15 protein-coding genes are annotated in these 21,427 nt (G+C 41.3%); 6 read left to right on the top strand and 9 right to left on the bottom strand.

The window, feature by feature from the left end:
• Positions 1-517 precede the first annotated feature (517 nt).
• Positions 518-1,720 (bottom strand): AAA family ATPase, encoded by a 1,203-nt coding sequence (locus H6G79_RS16655; RefSeq protein WP_190593066.1) that lies wholly within the window; start codon positions 1,718-1,720, stop codon positions 518-520.
• Between the two features lie 523 nt (positions 1,721-2,243).
• Here H6G79_RS16655 and H6G79_RS16650 point away from each other — a divergent pair.
• The 3 genes from H6G79_RS16650 (at position 2,244) to H6G79_RS16640 (ending at position 4,501) form a co-directional block, all read left to right on the top strand.
• Positions 2,244-2,750, top strand: a complete 507-nt coding sequence (locus H6G79_RS16650) for a DUF411 domain-containing protein (protein ID WP_190593067.1) — start codon at positions 2,244-2,246, stop codon at positions 2,748-2,750.
• 338 nt (positions 2,751-3,088) lie between these two features.
• The gene (locus tag H6G79_RS16645; protein ID WP_190593068.1) at positions 3,089-3,715 is read left to right on the top strand and encodes a Uma2 family endonuclease; all 627 of its coding nucleotides are present in this window, start codon (positions 3,089-3,091) and stop codon (positions 3,713-3,715) included.
• 54 nt (positions 3,716-3,769) lie between these two features.
• A complete protein-coding gene (locus H6G79_RS16640) occupies positions 3,770-4,501 on the top strand; it encodes a HEAT repeat domain-containing protein (RefSeq protein ID WP_190593069.1) in 732 nt (243 codons plus the stop codon).
• 78 nt (positions 4,502-4,579) lie between these two features.
• Here the strand turns inward: H6G79_RS16640 and H6G79_RS16635 are convergent, their stop codons facing one another.
• The 4 genes from H6G79_RS16635 to H6G79_RS16620 all read right to left on the bottom strand — a co-directional run bounded on the left by H6G79_RS16635 (position 4,580) and on the right by H6G79_RS16620 (position 12,516).
• Complete coding sequence (locus H6G79_RS16635) at positions 4,580-6,466, bottom strand: ABC transporter ATP-binding protein (RefSeq protein WP_190593070.1); 1,887 nt, start codon at positions 6,464-6,466, stop codon at positions 4,580-4,582.
• Positions 6,467-6,713: 247 nt separating this feature from the next.
• Positions 6,714-7,259 (bottom strand): single-stranded DNA-binding protein, encoded by a 546-nt coding sequence (locus H6G79_RS16630; protein WP_190593071.1) that lies wholly within the window; start codon positions 7,257-7,259, stop codon positions 6,714-6,716.
• Positions 7,260-8,011: 752 nt separating this feature from the next.
• Positions 8,012-12,058, bottom strand: a complete 4,047-nt coding sequence (locus H6G79_RS16625; protein ID WP_190593072.1) for a calcium-binding protein — start codon at positions 12,056-12,058, stop codon at positions 8,012-8,014.
• Positions 12,059-12,126: 68 nt separating this feature from the next.
• Complete coding sequence (locus H6G79_RS16620; protein WP_277877259.1) at positions 12,127-12,516, bottom strand: toxin-activating lysine-acyltransferase; 390 nt, start codon at positions 12,514-12,516, stop codon at positions 12,127-12,129.
• Positions 12,517-12,553: 37 nt separating this feature from the next.
• Here H6G79_RS16620 and H6G79_RS16615 point away from each other — a divergent pair, with 37 nt between their 5' ends.
• Together H6G79_RS16615 and H6G79_RS16610 are read left to right on the top strand one after the other, a co-directional pair.
• A complete protein-coding gene (locus H6G79_RS16615) occupies positions 12,554-12,736 on the top strand; it encodes a hypothetical protein (protein ID WP_190593109.1) in 183 nt (60 codons plus the stop codon).
• A 161-nt stretch (positions 12,737-12,897) separates the two neighbouring features.
• Entirely contained in the window at positions 12,898-13,866 is a 969-nt protein-coding gene (locus tag H6G79_RS16610; RefSeq protein ID WP_190593074.1) for a helix-turn-helix transcriptional regulator, read from the top strand.
• Positions 13,867-13,877: 11 nt separating this feature from the next.
• Here H6G79_RS16610 and H6G79_RS16605 read toward each other — a convergent pair whose 3' ends face one another.
• From H6G79_RS16605 to ribBA, 3 genes are all read right to left on the bottom strand, one after another.
• Positions 13,878-15,401 carry a pyruvate kinase gene (locus H6G79_RS16605; RefSeq protein WP_190593075.1) on the bottom strand — a complete coding sequence of 508 codons (1,524 nt, stop codon included), beginning with the start codon at positions 15,399-15,401 and terminating at the stop codon, positions 13,878-13,880.
• A gap of 572 nt (positions 15,402-15,973) precedes the next feature.
• Entirely contained in the window at positions 15,974-16,330 is a 357-nt protein-coding gene (locus tag H6G79_RS16600; RefSeq protein ID WP_190593076.1) for a hypothetical protein, read from the bottom strand.
• Between the two features lie 340 nt (positions 16,331-16,670).
• Complete coding sequence (gene ribBA, locus H6G79_RS16595) at positions 16,671-18,440, bottom strand: bifunctional 3,4-dihydroxy-2-butanone-4-phosphate synthase/GTP cyclohydrolase II (protein WP_190593077.1); 1,770 nt, start codon at positions 18,438-18,440, stop codon at positions 16,671-16,673.
• Between the two features lie 416 nt (positions 18,441-18,856).
• On the opposite strand from ribBA, the gene argC reads away from it, so the two are divergent.
• The gene (gene argC, locus H6G79_RS16590) at positions 18,857-19,915 is read left to right on the top strand and encodes an N-acetyl-gamma-glutamyl-phosphate reductase (protein WP_190593078.1); all 1,059 of its coding nucleotides are present in this window, start codon (positions 18,857-18,859) and stop codon (positions 19,913-19,915) included.
• A gap of 53 nt (positions 19,916-19,968) precedes the next feature.
• Here argC and eno read toward each other — a convergent pair whose 3' ends face one another.
• Positions 19,969-21,246: a phosphopyruvate hydratase gene (gene eno, locus H6G79_RS16585; protein WP_190593079.1), complete on the bottom strand. Its 1,278-nt coding sequence runs from the start codon at positions 21,244-21,246 to the stop codon at positions 19,969-19,971.
• Positions 21,247-21,427: the final 181 nt, after the last annotated feature.

The raw sequence follows: 21,427 nt of genomic DNA, 5'->3' as shown, positions 1-21,427 counted from the left end.
AGTCAGTAAAGAACTAATATCATCAAGAAATATAGGAATCTGGTTTGATTTCTGAATTTATTTGTGTAGGTAGGGAATAGGGAATGGGGAGTCGGGAGTAGGAAAGAAGCCTGATCTGAGTTTACTGATTTTTTTCCCAAATCAAATATAGGAATCCGATTTGATTTCTGAAAAAATCTAAGTAGATGTAGTAACGCACCAAAAGCCTTGGTAGCAGGTGCGTTACGCTATCGCTAACACACCCTACTGGCGTGGCAAGCCTTAAATGTTGCATTAAAAAATAGATTTTATCTGTGTTCATCAGCGTTTATCTGCGTTTTTATCCAAATCTAATGCACTACTTTAGCCTTGCCACGCCACTACGTATCTGTTCAAAAATCAAATATTAGTCCTATATGAGTCCTATATGTTTGTAATTAATAGTCTTTTTCAGGGGAGATTTAGGGGCATATTTTAAGGTTTAAAATTAACTAACTGAACCTTTACTACCCCTTGTCCCTAAATCCCACCACTCAACTTATACAAATTTCTGTGTAAATTCCGCAATCAAATCCACCCGTCCTTTGCGTAACATAGCCGGGTCTAATCTTTCTGTGGTGTTGCAAGTCATCAATACTACTAACCTCTGCTTCATTTGCAGCCCAGATTCATCAATGACGCTTTGGTATAAAGTACCATCCAACAAACTCAAAATATGTTCGGTTTTGTTATTAGATTGGGCAATTTCCGAAGCACGATTTTGCGCTAAATTATCAGCCTCGTTAATGATAATACAAATCCGTTCTAAGTAAGTAGGCGGGACAAAATTAGCGATCGCATCATGATCCAAAATAAATATCACAAACCCCAAAGGCATGAGAATTTCTTTAGCTACGGCTTGAGTCCAAGCAGTTTTACCTGTACCCGGTTCCCCATGTACCACCACCGCTAACTGATTTTGATTCAGAACCGCTTGCTGTAAGCTATCGGTAAAGCTTTGAATATCGGCGGGAAATGTCCGAATGGGGAATTGGCTGTGAACCTTACCCACACGACTTTGATAGCCACTTAACATCACCGCTAAATCGTAAGTGGCTTTGTTAACTAGTGGTGCTAAATCTTTAGCCATTAAAGTATACTGCCGTCTGCCGCGATCGTAAGGTTCAATTTGCAACCAAAGATCATACATTTCCCAATAAGCATTGACAGTATTGACAACATCTAAACGTTCCCAACTGACAAACTTCTCCACAGGAAAATAAAAATCTCGCTCAGAGTAATACTGAGTAATTATCGTGGGTCTACCTAATATTTGTAAGACTCTGATAACAGTAATTTCCTGTAAGCGATTCAAAACATAATCAATAGGTATACTGTTACGACTCACAAATTGTAATATCGGTGTTTCTGTACTCAAAACATCTTTGTAACGATGGTCTGGTGACTGGGGATCTGGTGTAACATAATTCCAAAACTTTTCTACTTCATAACGAGTATTTTCTGAGGCGACAGCAAATAAGTTTGCCCACCAAGTAAAATTATTTCTCCCCAAAACTTCACTGAATGTGCTGGCTAAATTAAAAGTTTTTTGGGCAAATTCCTTAGTGTCATTCTGCGCCAGTTGCCATAAAAATTCCCAATCTAAATCTCTTTGTAATGGTCGCCAACCACTAGTGAGTAAGTTTTGCTGTTTATTGTTATTGGATGTGCTTTCGTTACCACTAAAATAATCAAATTCCATATTTTTACTTTTTGTAAAAATGTTTGCTCAACTATAGCAGTCTTATTTGATTTCTCAACTACTTTTAAAGGTAGATACTAGTCAGTAGGGAGTAGGAAGTTGGAAATCAATTTATTATTTACAACTCATTCAAGAATGCTATGTGTATATCCAGTCCAAGAAAAATTACTTAACTTAACCTTTCTCATTAAATTGATACAAGACTTAAAATTTTGCTGAATGAACAGGGACGATAACTACATACTACAAGTATAGTCAGTTTTTTTTATGGCAAGCAGGTAGATACGAAATATCTTCATGTTACAGCGTAATACAAATGGTCGTCAAGGTATTTTCTCTTTTGAATATTAAGTAATTTGTACAACCAGTATTCCCACTTTTAGACCACATCTCTACAAATTGGACTGTAACTTGGTATAACTTGAGGCTTAGAGCCAGTTGATGCTAACTGTATGATAGACAAAGTACCACTAAGCAAAAAGCTGCCGTTGTTGGAACTTATTAAAAAGAGGTATCAGAAATTATGAGTAAAATCCTACATATCTGCCTAAGCATAATCATTATTGCTGTAGTTAGCATAACGAGTAATTCGGCATCTGCGATCGCAGCTAGTATTTGGGACAACGAAACAGAATCTTATGCCGGTAAGCAAGAAATCATAGTTTATCGTAGCCCTAGCTGTAGCTGCTGTGGAGATTGGTTAGAGCATATCCAAAAACATGGTTTTAAAATCAAGCAAGACATCAAAACCGACGAAATAGAAGCAATTAAACAAAAATACAACTTACCCCCAGAATTTGCCTCATGTCACACCGCCATTATTGACGGCTATGTGATGGAAGGTCATGTTCCGGCTGATGACATCAAGCGTTTTCTCAAGCAAAAACCCCAACTTGCCGGTTTAGCCGTTCCAGCCATGCCTGTAGGCACACCAGGAATGGAAATGGGAGATACTAAACAGCCATTTTCTGTAGTTGCATTCAATAAAAACGGCGAACTACAAGTATTTAATAGATATGAATCTTATTAAAAAACTTGCAGTGAAAATAGGGAGTGGAGAGTGGGGAGTAGGAACAAGAAATTTTGGCTTTGCATAAATGCGGGATGAAGTTTTATGATTTCACATTTAACACTCCTGCTCTTTGCGCCTCTGCGTGAGACAAAAATTATCATATAGGACTGATATTTGATTTCTGAAAAAATCAGTACACTCAGATCAGTCTTCTTTCCTACTGCCGACTCCCCATTCCCTATTCCCTACCTACACAAATAAATTCAGAAATCAAACCGGATTCCTATATTAATTAGCAACACTGAAATTCTTATGCCTCTTGATGATTCTCCCTCAAGAAATATCTTGTAACTGGTATGACCATCGCAATCAACCAACTCACCCAACAGCAACCACTCAGCTTTGACGAATTTCTCGCCCATTATAGCGATAACAACCGCTATGAACTGATTGATGGAGAAGTATTCGACTTGGAACCAACAGGCTTACATGAAGAAGTTGCAGCCTTCATTACCACCAAAATATGTGTCCAAATCGATGCAAAAAACTTACCTTGGTTTGTCTTGCAACGAGGATTATTACGCCCTCACAACACAGGTATGACAGCATTTCGTCCTGATGTTGCAGTTATCGATCGCAATCAACTTACTCAAGAACCACTTTGGGCTGATCAATCAATTTTAACCCTGGGTAGTTCGCTAAAATTTGTCGCAGAAGTTGTTAGTAGTAACTGGCAAAATGATTATGCCCGTAAGCTAGAAGATTACGCAGTTTTAGGCATCCCCGAATATTGGATTGCAGACTACGCAGGTTTAGGTGGTACTCGACACATTGGCAAACCCAAACAACCAACCTTATCTATTTGTACCCTAGTAAATGAAGAATATGAAATTCAGCAGTTTCGAGGGAATCAAACCATTGTTTCTCTAACATTTCCAGACTTAAAACTAACAGCCGAACAAATATTGAGGGCTGGGAGATAAAATTTATCATAAAAATATTTCGGTTATATTTTTAAAATCACATCTAAATCCTATATGAATCTTCAAGAAGTCAAGCATCAATTTCCAGAAGCGGCGGGTGAAATTGAAATACTGGAAAGCCTCGGTTTTGCTTCCCGCAGTGCTGATTGGATTGATAGCCTTGACATTGAACAAGCTCAAACAGCTTGTTGGTTACTAGGCAGAGTAGGTAATGATCAAGATGCTGATATTTTAATCAGTATTTTGTCTAGTCAACGTTCTGAATTATGGATGCAGGCGGCAACATCCTTGAGTTTAATTGCGACTGAAAAACACCTCAAATCTTTATTGTCGATTTTATCCAATAGTTCTGATCCTATACAACGAAATAGTGTGGTGTATGCGCTGGCTTTTCTATCAAATTGCGAAGTCAATCAAGAAGTGATTAGTGCATTGACAGAAATAGCCACTAACACATCTGAGGCTGCTTTTATTAGGGCGCAAGCATTAGAAGGAATTGGTAATAAACTCTCTCAGGACTTACCAGCAAATCTATATCAGCCAGCAGTAAATGTGATTATTCAAGGGTTGGACGATGCTGAAGCTGAAGTGAGATTTTGGTCATGTTTTGCTGCGGGTGCTATCAAAATACAGGAGACATTACCCAAGCTACAACTATTGGCGCAGACTGATAAAACAATCGTACCTGGGTGGTGGTCTGTGGGTGACGAAGCCGAAGATTCAATCACTTTGATGAATGGAGGCGAACCACCACTACGTGAACCTTACAGTTTGCCTAGTAATTGACAACATTACATAGTCTTAAGAATGTTGGGTTCCGTTCCTCCACCCAACCTACACCTAGAATCATAGCTGTAAATGAAATCACATAGTTCCCACTTGCCGACTGCGTATGCGTTCTGGGCTACCTGTAGGAATGGAGGCAATTAATTTTTGTGTATATGCTTGTTTTGGTTCGCGGTAGATGCTTTCGGCTGTGCCTTGTTCGACGATTTGACCGCGATTCATGACTAAAATGCGATCGCTCATAAATTTCACTACACTCAAATCATGGGAAATAAAGATATAAGTAAGTTGAAATTCATCTTGTAATTCTTTCAACAAATTCAATACTTGCGCTTGTACCGACACATCTAGCGCCGAAACTGATTCATCACAAATAATAAATCTGGGATTTAAAGCCAAAGAACGGGCAATACAAATCCGTTGACGCTGACCGCCGGAAAACTGATGGGGATAGCGATTCATCGCATCTGGACTCAAACCCACCCTTTCTAATAATTCCGCCACTCTGTCGCGTCGTTGTTTCACTGTTTTACCCACAGAGTGAATTAGCAACGGTTCCATAATTGCGTCGCCAACTTTGATGCGGGGGTCAAGGGCGCTAAAGGGATTTTGAAAGACAATTTGCATTTCCCGCCGGAGTCTCTGCAATGCTTCACCCTTCAACTTGGTGATATTCTGCCCATCAAAAATAATTTCACCACTTATCGGTTCAATTAATCGCAACAAAGTCCGACCGAGCGTCGTTTTCCCACAACCAGACTCACCCACCAACCCTAAAGTTTCCCCTGGTTTGACATCAAAAGAAACATCATTAACCGCCATGTTGTAGCGTTTTGTCCCACCGAAAACCCCCCGCACCGGGAAACCAACTTTCAAATTGCGGATTTGCAATAAAGGCGATTTTTCTTCTAGATTTATCAAGCGAGTATTAATTTCTTCGGGCGTGACTTCTGGTGGCTGTGCTGGTTCCTTCGCCTGAATTAATAAATTTCCGTTGGCTGTTTCCTCCACACTCATATAATCTGCAACCGTCAGTAGTTTGTGAGGACGACGGTTAAGTGTGGGGCGACATGCAACTAATCCTTTAGTATATGGATGTTGGGGATTACTAAAAATATCTGCGGCTGCACCATATTCTACAATTTTACCTTTGTACATCACTGCCACTTTATCGGCAATTTCCGAGATTAATCCCAAGTCGTGGGTGATGAAAATCAACGCCATCTCGCGGGTTTGTTGCAATTCTCCCAACAAATCAATAATTGTGGCTTGCACTGTCACATCTAAAGCTGTGGTTGGTTCATCTGCAATTAACAACAATGGGTTACAAGAAATTGCCATTGCAATCATCACCCGTTGCAACTGTCCGCCGGAAAGTTGGTGTGGGTAACGGTCTAAGATGGCTTCTTTGTGCTGTTTTACCAACTGCGCCAGTTTGTAATCATCTGGTGTTGGTGAATGGGGGTTAGTTTGCGGCCAAGTTTCGAGATATTGTTGTTTGATGAGTTCATCACTAGGCAGAAGTTTGACTTCTTGTAAACCGGCGATCGCAATTTGCCTAGCTTCAGTTATCGAAACATTTTGATGGCGCATAATCGCTTCCGTTAGCTGAAACCCAATCGTATAAACCGGGTTCAGCGAACTCATCGGTTCTTGGAAAATCATCGCCAAGTCACCGCCACGGTGTAGCTGCATTTGTTCCGGCGGTAACTCGACTAAATTAATCGGCTTGGCTTCTGGCTGCTGACGAAACCAAATTTCTCCACCACTCACTCTACCGGGAGTTTGTAACAACCCCATCACCGCCAGTGAAGTTACAGATTTGCCACTTCCCGATTCTCCTACAATTCCTAGAGTTTCCCCCCGATGCAGTTCAAAAGAAATTCCATCTACAGCTTTGAGACTGTTGTCATCACTGGAAAATTCAACTTGGAGATTGCGAACCTCTAGGACAGTTTCACTCATAGGAGTTGCGTATGGATTTCACAGAAAATTATTTGGATTTTAGCAGTTGTTGAGATACTATGCTGGCAATCTGAAGTTTTTGCTCATTTTAGCTTGATGTCACAAATAACCCGTCAGGCTTAACATAAATATGCTTTCCCCATATTCATAGATTGGTGACTTACGCCGCATTACAAAAAATTCAGGGTGTAAGTGAGTAAAACCCTTACACCCATTCTCAACGACGATATTTTTACGTAAGCCCAGTTTAAAACGGAATATCATCTGGATCTGGTTCTTCTGCGGGCGGTGTATAGCTGCGCTCAAAATTGCTGGGTTGATATACTGGTTCAGGGGTTTTGACTGGCGGCGCAACACTCACATTGCTGGTTGCAGGTGCAGCTGTTGGGCGGGGTGAATCATAACTGGGAACCTCAGCTTGAGTATATGTTGCGGCTGAAGTTGCTGGTTGTGAATAGGTTTCTGGGACTGATGAAGTGTAAAGACCTTTGCCTACAGGATGAATGCGTTGTACTGTAAGTTCGGCACGTTTTTCTTTAAAACCTTCGGGACGGCGCTCAAATGTGATCATCCCTAAACGGCCTTCTATAATAACGCGATCGCCTTGATGATAATTTTGCTGTACTTCGGTAGCTAAATTTCCCCAACTCACCACTTTCAAAGTTGCTGGCGGATCTTCCGGGCGCTGGGAATTAGAAAACTGTACTAGCATTTCTGTAACTGCCAAATTATCTGCCGTGTAGCGTAATTGCGGCTCTTGAATAATATCTGCCATTAAAACACAACTGTTCATTGAATCCTCCTAATCTCAATAACTCCTAATCTTTAATTCGTAATTATGAATTAACTTATAAACTTCCTATTGTGCGTTATTTCTAGCATAAAAGCCAAGCGATGGCATTGCACACTAGTCATAAAACTACTGGCTACCTTCGCCTGACTAAAACGAGCATTGATTTCTGCATGAGTAGTATAATTGTACCATGAAGCCAGAAAAAATACTATAGCAAAGTGCTGAATAGAAACCTAGTATTCTCAGGTGTTTCAACCATAAATATAGGAATACGGTTTGATTCCTGAATTTATTTGTGTAGGCAGGGAGTAGGGAATGGGGAGTCGGGAGTAGGAAAGAAGTCTGCTCTCGGTGTACTGATTTTTTCCCAAATCAAATATGAATCATATAGGAATCCGGTTTGATTTCTGAATTTATTTGTGTAGGTAGGGAATAGGGAATGGGGAGTCGGGAGTAGGAAAGAAGCCTGATCTGAGTGTACTGATTTTTTTCCCAAATCAAATATGAGTCCTATATATAATAAGTAGAATGGTGTAAATAATCTTAGTCAGGAAAGGTAGGAGGCAGGATTAAAAAGGGTCTTAGCTTAGTTAACCTTTCTTAACATGGTTTGTTTTTTCCCACCGACTTACTTAGACCTAACAAATGCTTCGACTGCTACATTAGGACTTAGGTATAAAAGTTATCTTTTCAGCAGAAAGCCTACACTTGACAGCAAGGTCAGTGTAGGCTTTGTTTTATATAAACTTTAATTAAGCCCAAGTTGATTGAATGGTATTATTCAGACCAACCGCAGTCAATGTTCCTGCATCAAACTGACTCCAAGCATTAACCAATCCCTGGACTTGAGATTGCTGTAAACTGGCTCCACTATTACCAATTTGGAAAGTATCAATTCGTTGGCTAACCCCAGCAGTAAACCAATCTTTGAGAATAATATTGGCAGATTGATTAACAAAACTGACTTCCAAATCGGATGTACCTGATTGCTGAAAGCGAATTTTTTCTTTCTTAGTTTGACTACCAAAGAGTAAGACATCTTTAGAAGTGTCATCACCCTGGTTATTAATAAAAGCAGTTCCCAGTTTGTTGACAGCCCCTACAGAATTAAGGATGTCATCGCCGCCAACAACATAGGTGTCATTGCCTTGAGAACCTTTGAAAGTGTTCTGACTACCTAGGAGAATCAAGCGATCGCTACCATTTCCACCTTCAAAGATATTATTACTTCCCCCACCAATAATAAAGTCATTACCATCGCTGCCATTAACGCTAACGCTCAGACCGACACTGAAAATAACGTCATTTCCTAATCCAGCATTGATGATGTTAGTGATACCACCAGCTAAGATGATATCATTGTCGTCACCGGCATTGATGATATTACTTTCACCACCAGCCAAGATAGTATCATTGCCGCTACCGCCATAGATGATATTACTGTAACCACCAGCTAAGACGACATCATTACCTTCTCCACCGCGAATGATATTACTGTAACCACCAGTCAAGATGGTATCATTGCCTGACCCAGCTTCAATGACATTACTCGCACCGACACTCAAGACAAAATCATTACCACCATCTGCATAGATGACATTGCTGTAACCACCAGCGAAGACAGTATCATTGCCTTCAGCAGCCCAAATAATGTTAGTTTTGCCGATACTGAAGATAGTGTCATCCCCTGTTCCACTATAGATGTTATTCATTTCACCACCTGCTACAATCCAGTCATTTCCATCACCTCCCTCAACTTTTTTATTGTTCTTACCAAAACCGATAATAATATCATCTCCTTCACCACCATCAAAGGAATTCGATTCACCCCCTGCGAAAAGAATATCTTGACCCGCATCACCTTTAAGTGAGTTCTTTTTACCTAAACCCACAAGAATATCACTATCATCTCCTCCCTCAACTTTATTTTCTTCTCCTGCGGTAACTATAGTGTCTAATCCCATACCCCCATAAACACGATTCGTTTTACCCGCAGCAAAAACAAGGTCGTTACCATCCCCAGCCAGGATAAAATTCTTTTTACCTGCTCCTAAGACCAAATCATTGCCACTTCCAGCCAACAGACCATTATTTTCTCCTGCACTGACCAAGATGTCATCACCTAAACCTGCATTAGCTAGGTTTAACTTTCCACCAGTAAAGAGAATATCTCCATTGTTTTTGAAAAAGTCAAAATTATATCGAGATGCGTTGAGTGCAAATCCATTAAAATTGGGAACAGATGCGGTCGGAAGCGAAAAACTGGGTATAGTCGGTAGACTAAAACTAGGAAGATAAAATGTCGGTAAAGTAGGTAAAGAAAAGTCAGGTAAATCGATATTTGGTAAAGACGGTAAAGATAAGTTTGGCAGGGAAAAAGTCGGTAAGGCTAACTTAGGTAAATTAGGCAACGAAAGTGTGGGCAGACTGACATTGGGAAGCTCAATCCCTGGTAAATCAGGTACAGAAATTGTCGGGAAGGATAAATCAGGTAGAGAAATATTCGGTAAAGAAATATTCGGTAAGGATAGATTCGGTAGAGAAATATTCGGTAAAGAAACATCGGGTAAAGAATAATTGGGTAATTCTAAATCCGGTAAAGAAAAAGTAGGAAGGGAAAGGTCGGGTATCGAAAAATCAACATTAAATAAGTCAAAATCGACATCAAAGGTTAAATCAGGGATAGCTACATCAATATCAGGTGGCTTGATGGCTGATACATCGAAATTCCAAATAGCATCAAAGTTGAGATCGGGAATTATTGCCTTTATGTCGGGTAAACTGATTCCACTAAAGTCGGACAAACTCAGATCAAACAGGTCATCACCAAAAGTAAAGTTATATAATCCTCCGGTAATGACAATATCTTGACCTTTGCCACCAACAACGGCATTGTACTTCCCAAGGGCGACCATGACATCATTTCCTGTCACCTGTTGAGTAGTATCGACATTACCTACATTTTTTGTATCTACTCCAGAATTAAGTTGATCTGTTTTGGCATCTTTGCCAGCATTGCTCACTTCACTGGAACCAAAGCCATTTAACCCTATTCCCAACGAGTCTCCGAAGGCAATATTACCCAATCCCGCAGCAATCATGACATCGTTGTTGCCACCACCAATCATGGCATTGACTTTACCGACAGCCACCATCACATCTTTACTGTCGCCCCAGGAAGTTAAGATGTTGTATAAAGCACCACTAACCATCGTGGAACTACCATTGCCAACTTTGGTGAGGAGACTACCGATACCAAGGGAAACCATTGTGTCGTTACCGTTCCCCACTTTGGTAAGAGCGTTGTAAGCTCCAGCAGCGACCATTGTGGTGTTTCCGTTACCAACTTTGGTGAGAACGTTCAATCCACCGACAGCAGCCATTATGTCACTACCGTCACCAGTTTTGACAAATACGTTAGCACCACCAAGACCGTAGATTTCGTTGTTACCACCAGAGTCGTAGACGGCGTTAGCTAAACCGCCAGTAATGACCTTATCATCGCCAGAACCGGAGGTGATAACATTAGCTCCACCAACAGCTTCAATAAAGTCGTTACCCGAACCCGTTTGAATTACGTTAGCTAAACCACCAGCAATGACTTTATTATTTCCAGAACCGGCATTGATGATATTTTCTGCACCGTAGGCTATGATTTTATCATTTCCCGCATATAGGTGCTTTTGTACTAATCCAAATACAGCAACTTTTTGTGTGATAGTTCCCAATGGAGTGGAGATAGATACATCTTTCCATCCCACCACATCCTCTTCCCAATAAGTCCCCTCAGAGTTAGAACCTGTAATATTGTTACCGCCGCCATCTGCTTCAATGTAATTATAGTTACTCTTATCACCTGTTTTAATGTTGTTATAACCACCATAGGCTTTAACAGTACTATCACCGTCTCCAGCATCTATATTGTTGTATCCTCCCCAAGCTTCTACATTGTCATCGCCAGAGCCAACTATGATTTTGTTCTTACCACCGTAGGCATCAACGGTATTATCACCGTCTCCAGCATTTATATCGTTCTCACCTCCCAAAGCTTCTACGTTGTCATGACCAGAGCCAGATCTGATTTTGTTCTTACCACCGTAGGCATCAACCGTATTATTACCGCTTCCAAGGTCTACATCGTTATATCCCCCCCAAGCTTGTACATAGTCATTATCTTGTTCTGCTACAACCTTGTTATAGCCACCATAGACATAAATACGGTTATCACCAGTCCCACCGTAAGCTTCGTTTTTGCCTCCGTATAGTTTAATTGTATCGTCGCCATCGTCACCATAGGCTACGTTTTTACCACCCAAGGCTTCTACATAGTCATCACCAGAACCAGCTATGATTTTGTTTAAAGCAGCGTAAGTCTTAATGGTGTCATTACCCGAACCACCATCAATATAGTTATAAGCTCCCCAAGCTTCTATAGAGTCATTACCTGAACCTCCGTAAAGCTTACTTACGCCAGAATTAGATTTGATAGTGTCATTACCTGAACCACCGTCTAGTTTGACGTAAAGTGCATAGGCTTCGAGGGTGTCATTTCCTCCATTACCGTAACCTTCACCGACAGCATAGATTTCAATATGATCGTCACCATTACCACCTTCTTGACGAACCAAATTTTTTGCAGCTTTAACACCAGCGTTATACAAGTCTTCTGAGGTATCTGCAATGTATTCTGCGCCATCTACAGCATCGTTATATAAATCTTCTCCAGCATCTACAGCATCGTTATATAAATCTTCTCCGCCGTTATATAAGTCTTCTGCGGTATCAACAACTTGTCCCACAATAAACCTCCAAAAAAATTACTATTATTTACGAGTGAAATTCAGTAAAACGGTTGATTTGAAATGAATTATGCAGTCCATCTGTAAATGGATTTTAGAGTCCCATCAGGATTGATTTTGAGAGACTTGGCTGGTGTTCCTTTTGGAAAAATATTGGTGCGTAAATCTGTGATAATTAAACGAGCATGACCGAAGGGAGCAATAAATTCAGGAAAACACAAGTTATTTCCTCCCTGCCATTCATCAAGTCGCAAAACATATTTTTCTGTGAGAAATTTTTGTTCGACTTCATCAGTGAGCCATGCCCAGTTAACAAAGCCGATGGGCTTACCATCAATTTCGTAGTAGCGAAATTGATTGTGAATTAAGCTGGGGACAAATCGCTCGGCAATGTGGGAAATTTTATATTTCCTATGTAGTGCAGAAGAAAGCATTAGATGGGTTATTGACCCAATCATTTGTAAAGGTTGCTGAGTAGAGACTGAGGTTTTTATTGTGTCTTCTTTTAAGCTTTCGGGAAGGCTGCTATTTATTGTTGGTGATTCTGATATTAAAACCATTGTTTTGACAAGATTTAGTTGTTTGATTTCAGCTATTAAGTATCAATTAATGTCTGCACAAGGAAGTATGATTGCGATCGCCTGGAACGCAACTATAGAAATCTGGGTAAGTGAGTGAATGTGTTTATTTACTCATTCAAGATAAATTACTTCTTCAGGGTTGTGCTATCCGATTTGCGAATGATTTGTTGCGTAAAATGTCTAGTCTCCCTAATTTTCACGATGCGTAGGAGGTGAAATCTAGGCTACAAAAGTCTTGCGGAGTTTTGGGAGGTTTTTATGGTCTGGGATATGAATCTGGAGGTCAACGATCCTGAGCAATATATTAAGTTGCTCCCAACTATCAGTAAGCACATACCCAATGCCAAAGATTATAAGATTTTGTGGCGGCTGGCTCAGTTAGAAAACTTTGACCTGCTCAATGTTGTTTGGCAAGCCGGGAGTAGTTATACACAGGGATATAATCTCCCTGGTAAAATTGTTTTTACTTTTTTTGAAGGTGAGCATCTCTTTAAAGTAGGCTCAGAAGAATTACTGATTAATAATCAACATTTGTGTATTGCACAGCAAGGTTTAGAACATATACGCCTCAAGCATGTATCTTCTTACAGTGCTTTATCAATTTATGTAGATGAATTTCGCTATTTCAGTGAACTCAGTAAATATCTGGATAGACAAATTGATAATCCTAAATTGGTGCAAGTTTTTGACCGCACAAGTGATTATGGTCGTTCTTTGTACCAAATGGTGTTGACTCTCTGGAATTTAATTGAGACAAACGGACATCCCATTGCTATCAAAAATTTGGAATTGGCGATTTTTTCTAGTTTAGTGCAAGGGCCATTTTACAAGGGTTCGGAGCGTGAGAGCGATCGCATACTTGTTCCCGAAAAAACCGCCAAAGTATCTGAAATTTCCATTGCTCGTGTACGAGAAGCCGCAGACTACATCCGAGCAAATCTGAAAAAAAATCTCACTATCGGTGAAATTGCAGCCGCAATACAATGCAGTAGTCGTTCTTTACAAACAGCCTTTGCTCGTCATTACGGTTTTTCCCCCAATGAATACTTACGTAATTGCAGGCTGGAAGCTGCTCATGTCGAATTACTCACGGGAGAAAAAACAATCACGTCTGTGGCGCTAGAATATGGCTTTTCTAACACTGGTCGTTTTGCTAAATATTTTCAGCAATACTTTGGTAAACACCCTTCCGTGATTTTACGTAATGTAGCCAAGTGCATTACCTGAATTGGTGTGAATTACCAAGAATGTAAAGCACGCAACTGTGGTGTTTTCTTCGTTTGATGAGCTTCCATCCTGGTTAGCACATCGTCTAAAATTGCCACTGCTTCGACAATATAAGGGCCTTTATTTAACATGACACATTCTGCCCGTTCGGACATGGCTGCATCGGTCATTTCTGCGCGTGATGGTAGACCATTTTTTACTAGGTTTTCTAAGACTTGAGTCGCCCAAATTACTGGTACATGAGCCGCTTCGCATAGCCACAGAATTTCTTCTTGAATTTCTGCTAGACGTTGATAACCAATTTCCACAGCTAAATCGCCTCTGGCAATCATAATTCCAAATGCTTGTTTACCTGCGGCTTGAACAATTAATTCGGGAAGGTTGATGACAGCTGTGGGTGTTTCTATCTTGGCAACGATCGCAGGTATGCGCGTAGAATTTGGTAATCTCATTGCTAATTCTTGCTGCAAAATCGCAATATCTTCTGGTTTCTGCACAAAAGAATAGCCAATAATATCAACATCATTGGCGTTAGCAGCGATAAAATCTAAATCTTGTTTATCTTTCTCGGTGAGGGGAATGAGATTTAAGTCAGTATTGGGAAAATTAATGCCTTTATCGGGACGCAATTTTTCACCTTTGGGGCGGGCGTGAGTAATTCGCAATAATGCGCCTTCTGGTGTAATAGCTTCGACAATAGCGCCAATATGACCATCATCAATCCATACAGGTGCGCCAACTTCTAATCTGTCTACTACTTGGGGTAAGGTGCAGTTAATTTGGAAACAGTGAGAATCAGTAATTGTTGGTAAATCTCGCTTGAGCCACAAGCATTCACCAGGATAAATTCGTTGTTTTGCTTGGGGCGCAATAGCATATTGAATGCGGATTTTTGGGCCACTCAAATCCATGAAGACTTGACAAGTGCGTTTCATTTCGGCTTCTGCTAAACGCACATGAGTAATCATGGCTGACCATTCCGTTGGGGTATCATGAGCGCAGTTAATTCTTACGCAGTCTGTACCTTCTTGCAGCAGATTTTTCACTAACTCATAATTAGTCGCTGCTTCTGTTGGTAATGTCACCATAATCTTGACTCGGCGTTGCTGTGAAGTATTGCCGAATAGCTCTTGAGTGTGTATTTTTAATAAGCGATCGCCTTCAAAAAATGCTTCTAGTGGTGGCTGGCTAATTTGAGCATTCAAGGTTTCGTGACAAACTGCTGCTAAAGTTGCAATCACAGCATCTAAATTAGCTAAAACTCTCGCTTCTATTCGTCCCAACGACGACAAACCCCAAGGCATTAACGCAGCTTGTAGGGGACGCAAGTCGTGTCGTCTGAGTGCTAGATAATAAGCCAAGTTTAAACTACTATCAATAAAAGCTGGTCTTTGAATGCGCGATCGCCATTGACTAAAAATTTCTTGTCCTTCTTCATACACTGATTGCCGTAATTCTCGCAACGTAGCCAATAATATTTGCGGATTTGATAACTCTAATGCTGAATCTTCTGTTGGGAATTCAGTCAATAACATAAAGTTTCTTTTTCCTGTATGTATTGTGTAGGGTGCTGATAGGAAAAACGAGGAGTAATTGTCAAAATACTACCAGTTGTGTCAGCTAAAACATGGTAAATAAATTTACTCCTCATTCAGCTTCATACGCATACTTATAGGAGGATAATTTGAGGATTTTGTGAGGATAAAGCTTTAACAAGACTTACGCATCAAAATTGTCTGTGAAGAATGGGTGTAGGGATTTTGAACACTATTTTTGAAGTTACCACAAAAAATTTAATAGTAGAGACGTAACGCCGTGTGCAACTTTATATCAAACCTAACCCCCAAGCCTTTCCCTACGAGGGAAGGGGAGTAAGATTTAAAGCCTCTCTCCGCTTCGGGGAGAGGTTTGGAGAGGGGTTTCAAGAAGAAGGCGCACATCGCATGACGTAGCATTGCTATATCTCTACTATCAAGATGTCTTTGATTGCAGTAGCCAAGGTGCTGAGGACATCAGAGAATAACTTTTCACTCTGTCACCTGTCAATGTGATTTGTATAGGAAGTCACAATTGTGATTTCCTATACAACCACTTTCTATTTATTTTTTTAACTACCTAAATCTACCTGTAGTTCTAACCCATTATTACCATCTGTAGACTGAGCCGCAGGTAGTAAAAAAATAGAGTTATCAGGAAGTGCGATCGCTCGATTGAAACGCAGTCCATCCGCCGGTGATTTTTTTGTTTGAGTATTGTTGGAAGTGCGGTTTATTTCTCCTCCTTCAAAGAATTTCATAAAGTCATCTTCGGCTGTTCTGATCCCAATTCCTTCTAGAGAATCACTAGTTACTTTATAGTTTTCTTGGCTGACATCGGGAGCCGCTAACGACTGAGCGCGAACCGGGCTTTCTAAGCTGACAATGGCTGCAACAACTGATAAAGCAGCAATAATTTGAGCTTTCATAAGTTTTATCCCAATTCTTTTGTTGTGCTTGCTGTTATTATTTCAGCAAATAATTTTCGTAACTTTTGCTATTAGATATAATCTGCCTCTGCCAGTATTTTATTTAATAGGTAAATTTCCTGTCAATGTTTTTGATGATTTACTTACAAAATACAATTTATGTGTAATGAAAATTAGGGTGATTATTTTAGATTTCAAATAAATATTAAGATTAAATTCAGTAAATTAAGTTTAGTAAGAGCCAATTTAAGGGAGTGGGGAGTGAAAGGAGACAAGGTAGAGGGGGTAGACAAGGTAGAAAAGAAATATTCTCCCTTGTCTCCCTTGTCCTCCTTGTCCTTTACTTGGTAAAGCTATAAATCTTCTGTTTTTCCAAGCGATCGCTAATTGCAGAAGGTAAAGTATCTGAAGATAAAATTTGCCGATCAAGTTGAATTTGCAAATTGCTCAGAGGATCACAACCAGAGGAAATCAGAAATTCTAGTTTCTGAATGTAAGGTAAGGTGGTGAGATGATCCAAAATTTGGCAGACAGCTTGCACATAAGGATGACCGTTTTGCTTATACCAATCACAACTTGCAACTTTTGGTTGGTCAAAGCCTAAGTGTACTGTTAAAGATGGTTCATCGAATAATGCGATCGCTAAAGGACGAGCTTCTTCTTGCAATAATAAATCGTGGGTTTTGGCTAAATGGCGTATTTTTTCCAATCTTTCATAACGTTTCGTTACTGATTGGGGGTCATCTTGCCAATGAATTGCAATTGTGACTAGGTAGGTCTGCAACAGCATGTGACCTAGTTTTTTCGCCTTGGTTGCGAGGTAATAGGAATTGTAGTCGTTGGACTCAATTAATAACGGTACGCGGTCTACAACTTCCAAGCCATAGCCTTTAACCCCCGCAATTTTACGGGGATTATTTGTAATTAGGCGAATTTTTTGTACACCTAAATCCATCAGCATTTGCGCTCCCATACCGTAGTCACGCAGGTCAGCCGGAAATCCTAAACGCTCGTTAGCTTCTACGGTATCTAGTCCCATATCCTGCAAGGAATAGGCTTTGAGTTTATTAATTAAGCCAATCCCCCGACCTTCTTGGCGCAGGTAAACAACGACACCTTGATTAGCAGTTTCAATCATTTTCAAAGCGGCTTGCAACTGCATCCGACAATCGCAGCGCAAAGACCCCAAAGCATCGCCAGTTAGACATTCTGAGTGCATCCGCACCATGACTGGTTCATCTTTGAAATTTGCGGGGTCGCCTTTGACAATGGCAACGTGTTCGCAATTATCGAGGGTATGGCGGTAAGCATAAATTTTGAAATGACCAAACTGAGTGGGTAACTCAGCAATACTTTCCCTGATGACAAGGCGGTCATGTTGCAGGCGATAACTAATTAAGTCGGCAATACTGATAATTTTTAAATTGTGGTTTCTGGCGTACTCAATCAACTGGGGTAGCCGCGCCATTGAACCATCGGGGTTTTGAATTTCGCAAATTACCCCAGCCGGGTAAAGTCCAGCCAAGCGAGACAAATCTACAGCCGCTTCTGTATGTCCAGCGCGTTTGAGAACACCGCCAGCTTTGGCACGAATCGGGAAAATATGCCCAGGACGACGTAAATCTAAAGGTGTGGTGGCGGGGTTGAGGGCGACTTGAATTGTCTTGGCGCGGTCTTCGGCAGAAATCCCGGTGCTAACGCCTAAATGGGGGCCAGCATCAATACTAACAGTGAAGGCCGTTTGGTTAGTGTCCGTAATGTTAGTGACCATTAACGGTAAATCTAGCTCGTCTAAGCGATCGCCTGTCATCGCCAAACAAATCAGCCCTCTAGCTTGCACCGCCATGAAATTAATCATGTCAGGTGTGGCAAATTGAGCCGCACAAATCAAATCACCTTCATTTTCCCGATTTTCGTCATCTACCACCACAATGACACGACCAGCTTTGAGATCCGCCAAAGCAGCATCGATGGAATCAAATTTAAAAGTTGGTTGAGATGCAGCACTATGATCAGTGGTTTCTCCAACTTGCGGCGCTACACTCATTTGCGAGTTTTCGCCTTCAGAGGGAGTGTTATCAGACTGCCATGTAGGTTGAGGCATGGACACAAAAAACTTCCAGTTAGTGATAGTAAATTTTTTTTAACAATTCCTATATTGTGATTGTAACTCCTTTATACGGTGGAGAATACACTAGTACCGCTACGGGGAAGTCAAAATTCACCTTTCGGCTGCGCTCAAGGTAAAAAAGTCAAAAATCTCATATCACAAGCTTTTAACCAAATTTATGCCGCGTTGTACTAGCTATCTTTCGATAACATGGCCTAGCTTCTACCGTTAAAATTAGGGTTCAGCACAAAAGTGCAATCATAGTTAAAAAGTCGTAGTCAAGGGGACAGGAAGATTCACAAAGAATAAATTCAGACTGCTGAGGTAACAAAGGACAAATGACAAATGACAAATGACCCTTGACCTTTGACCATTGACTGATAAATTAATCAAAAGCGGATAAGGATTTCAAAATCATGGGCAATTTTAGGCGCGTACCCGTTGGGATTGTTGGCGCGTCAGGCTACGGTGGAGTACAGCTAGTTCGATTACTGATGGAACATCCAGAGGTGGAACTAGTTTATTTAGGCGGTGAAAGCAGTGCGGGCAAATCTTTTGGGGATTTGTACCCACATTTGGCTCATCTAGTGAATTTGCCAATTGAGGCGGTAGAGCCAGAGGTAATTGCTCATCGCTGTGAGGTTGTATTTTTGTCTCTGCCAAATGGTCTGGCTTGCCAAATTACACCGCAATTATTAGAAAAAGGCTGTAAGGTACTGGATCTGAGTGCGGATTATCGGTTTAGTGATTTGGCAACTTACACCAGTTGGTATGGACAAGAAAGAAGCGATCGCACTGCGGCGGCGACGGCTGTTTATGGTTTACCGGAACTGTACCGCGATCGCATTGCCGAAGCCCAATTAATTGGTTGTCCTGGCTGTTATCCCACCGCCAGCTTGTTAGCATTGTCACCACTGTTAAAACAAGGCTTGATTGTGCCAGAAACCGCCATTATCGATGCCAAGTCTGGCACATCCGGCGGTGGACGGCAAGCCAAAGTCAATTTATTACTGGCAGAAGCCGATAATTCCCTAGCTGCTTATGGTGTTGTGCGTCACCGTCACACCCCAGAAATTGAGCAGATTTGTAGCGAATTAGCTGGTCATGAAGTGACTGTACAATTTACACCCCACCTCATCCCAATGGTGCGCGGCATTTTGGCGACTGTCTACGCTACACTGCGCGACCCCGGCTTGGCGAGAGATGATTTAATTACAATTTACAATGCTTTTTACCGTAATTCCCCTTGGGTAAAAATCTGTGCCAGTGGTGTTTATCCCCAAACCAAGTGGGCTTGTGGTAGCAATCTTTGTTACATCGGTGTAGAAGCTGACCCGCGTACAGGTCGGGTAATTGTGATGTCAGCAATTGACAACCTAATTAAAGGCCAAGCGGGTCAAGCAATTCAGTGTTTGAACTTAATGATGGGTTGGGATGAAACCTTGGGGTTGCCCAAGTTGGGATTTTATCCTTGAAGTATGAAGTCAGAAGTGTGAAGTAGGAAATTTCAGACTTCAGACTTCAGACTTTATTTCACCGTACCAGCATAAATGGCGCGATCGCCTAATTCATCTTCAATTCTCAGTAAACGGTTGTACTTAGCTACACGTTCGCTGCGGCACAGAGAACCTGTTTTAATTTGACCAGCGCGGGTAGCTACTGCGAGGTCAGCAATTGTTGTGTCTTCGGTTTCACCGGAACGATGGCTGATCACCGACCTGAAACCGTTACGTGTTGCCATGTCAATTGTTTCTAAGGTTTCGGTCAAAGAACCAATTTGGTTGAGTTTAATCAACACGGCGTTACCAGCTTTAGTTTCAATACCTTTCCGCAAGCGGGTAGCATTAGTGACAAACAAGTCATCCCCTACCAATTGTACCCGTGAGCCAATTTTCTCGGTCAGCAATTGCCAGTTAGACCAGTCTTCTTCGTGCAACCCATCTTCAATTGACACGATTGGGTATTGGTCAACTAATTGTCCTAAATAATTGATGAACTCAACGGGAGAGTGGGGTTTACCATCGTAAACATACTGACCATCTTTGTAAAATTCGCTGGCTGCCACATCTAACGCCAAAGCGACTTGTTCCCCTGGCTTGTAACCTGCTTTTTCAATCGCCGCTACCAGCAATTCTAAAGCGACTTGGTTGGACTCTAGGTTAGGCGCAAAACCGCCTTCATCACCCACTCCAGTCAGCAAGCCTTTGTCATCCAAAACTTTGCTGAGAGTGGCAAATACTTCTGCACCCCAACGTAAAGCTTCTTTAAAAGAAGATGCACCAATGGGGACAATCATAAACTCTTGAAAATCCACGTTGTTCGCTGCATGTGCGCCACCATTAATCACATTCATCAACGGGACTGGTAATAAATTCGCCAAAGGGCCGCCTAAATAGCGATAAAGGGGAATACCCAAAGATTCCGCACCGGCTTTAGCTGCTGCGAGGGAAACAGCCAAAATCGCATTTGCGCCTAAATTAGCTTTGTTTGGTGAACCATCTACCGCAATCATTGTGCGATCGATTAATTCTTGGTTCAACGCATCCAAATTTAACAACTTGGGAGTTAAGATTTCTTTGACGTTCTGTACTGCCTTGAGAACACCTTTACCACCGTAGCGGCTTTTATCATTGTCCCGCAGTTCGTGAGCTTCAAAAGTTCCTGTAGAGGCTCCACTGGGAACCTGTGCTAGTCCCACAGCACCATTTAGCAAATGCACCTCGGCTTCAACGGTGGGTCTACCCCGTGAATCGAGAATTTCCCGTGCGACAATTGCCTCAATGGCTGTATCTACAATGTTACTCATCTGTGCTTTGTCCTTTATTCGAGTGCGTTCTTAGAGTTGAGCGCCTTAAGTCCAGTGGATTAACCTAACCGTTAGCATAGGCTGTTCAGCGACCTGATGGGCTGAGATTAAAGAAGATTTCCAGATATAGTTAAAGTGCTGAGTGCTGAGTCACCGAAGTTTGCTCAACGGGGGGAACCCC

Source organism: Anabaena sp. FACHB-83, from assembly GCF_014697485.1.
Classification (GTDB): domain Bacteria; phylum Cyanobacteriota; class Cyanobacteriia; order Cyanobacteriales; family Nostocaceae; genus Nostoc_B.
Note: the sequence above shows the minus strand (reverse complement) of the source record. Positions and strands in the feature narration are given on the sequence as shown.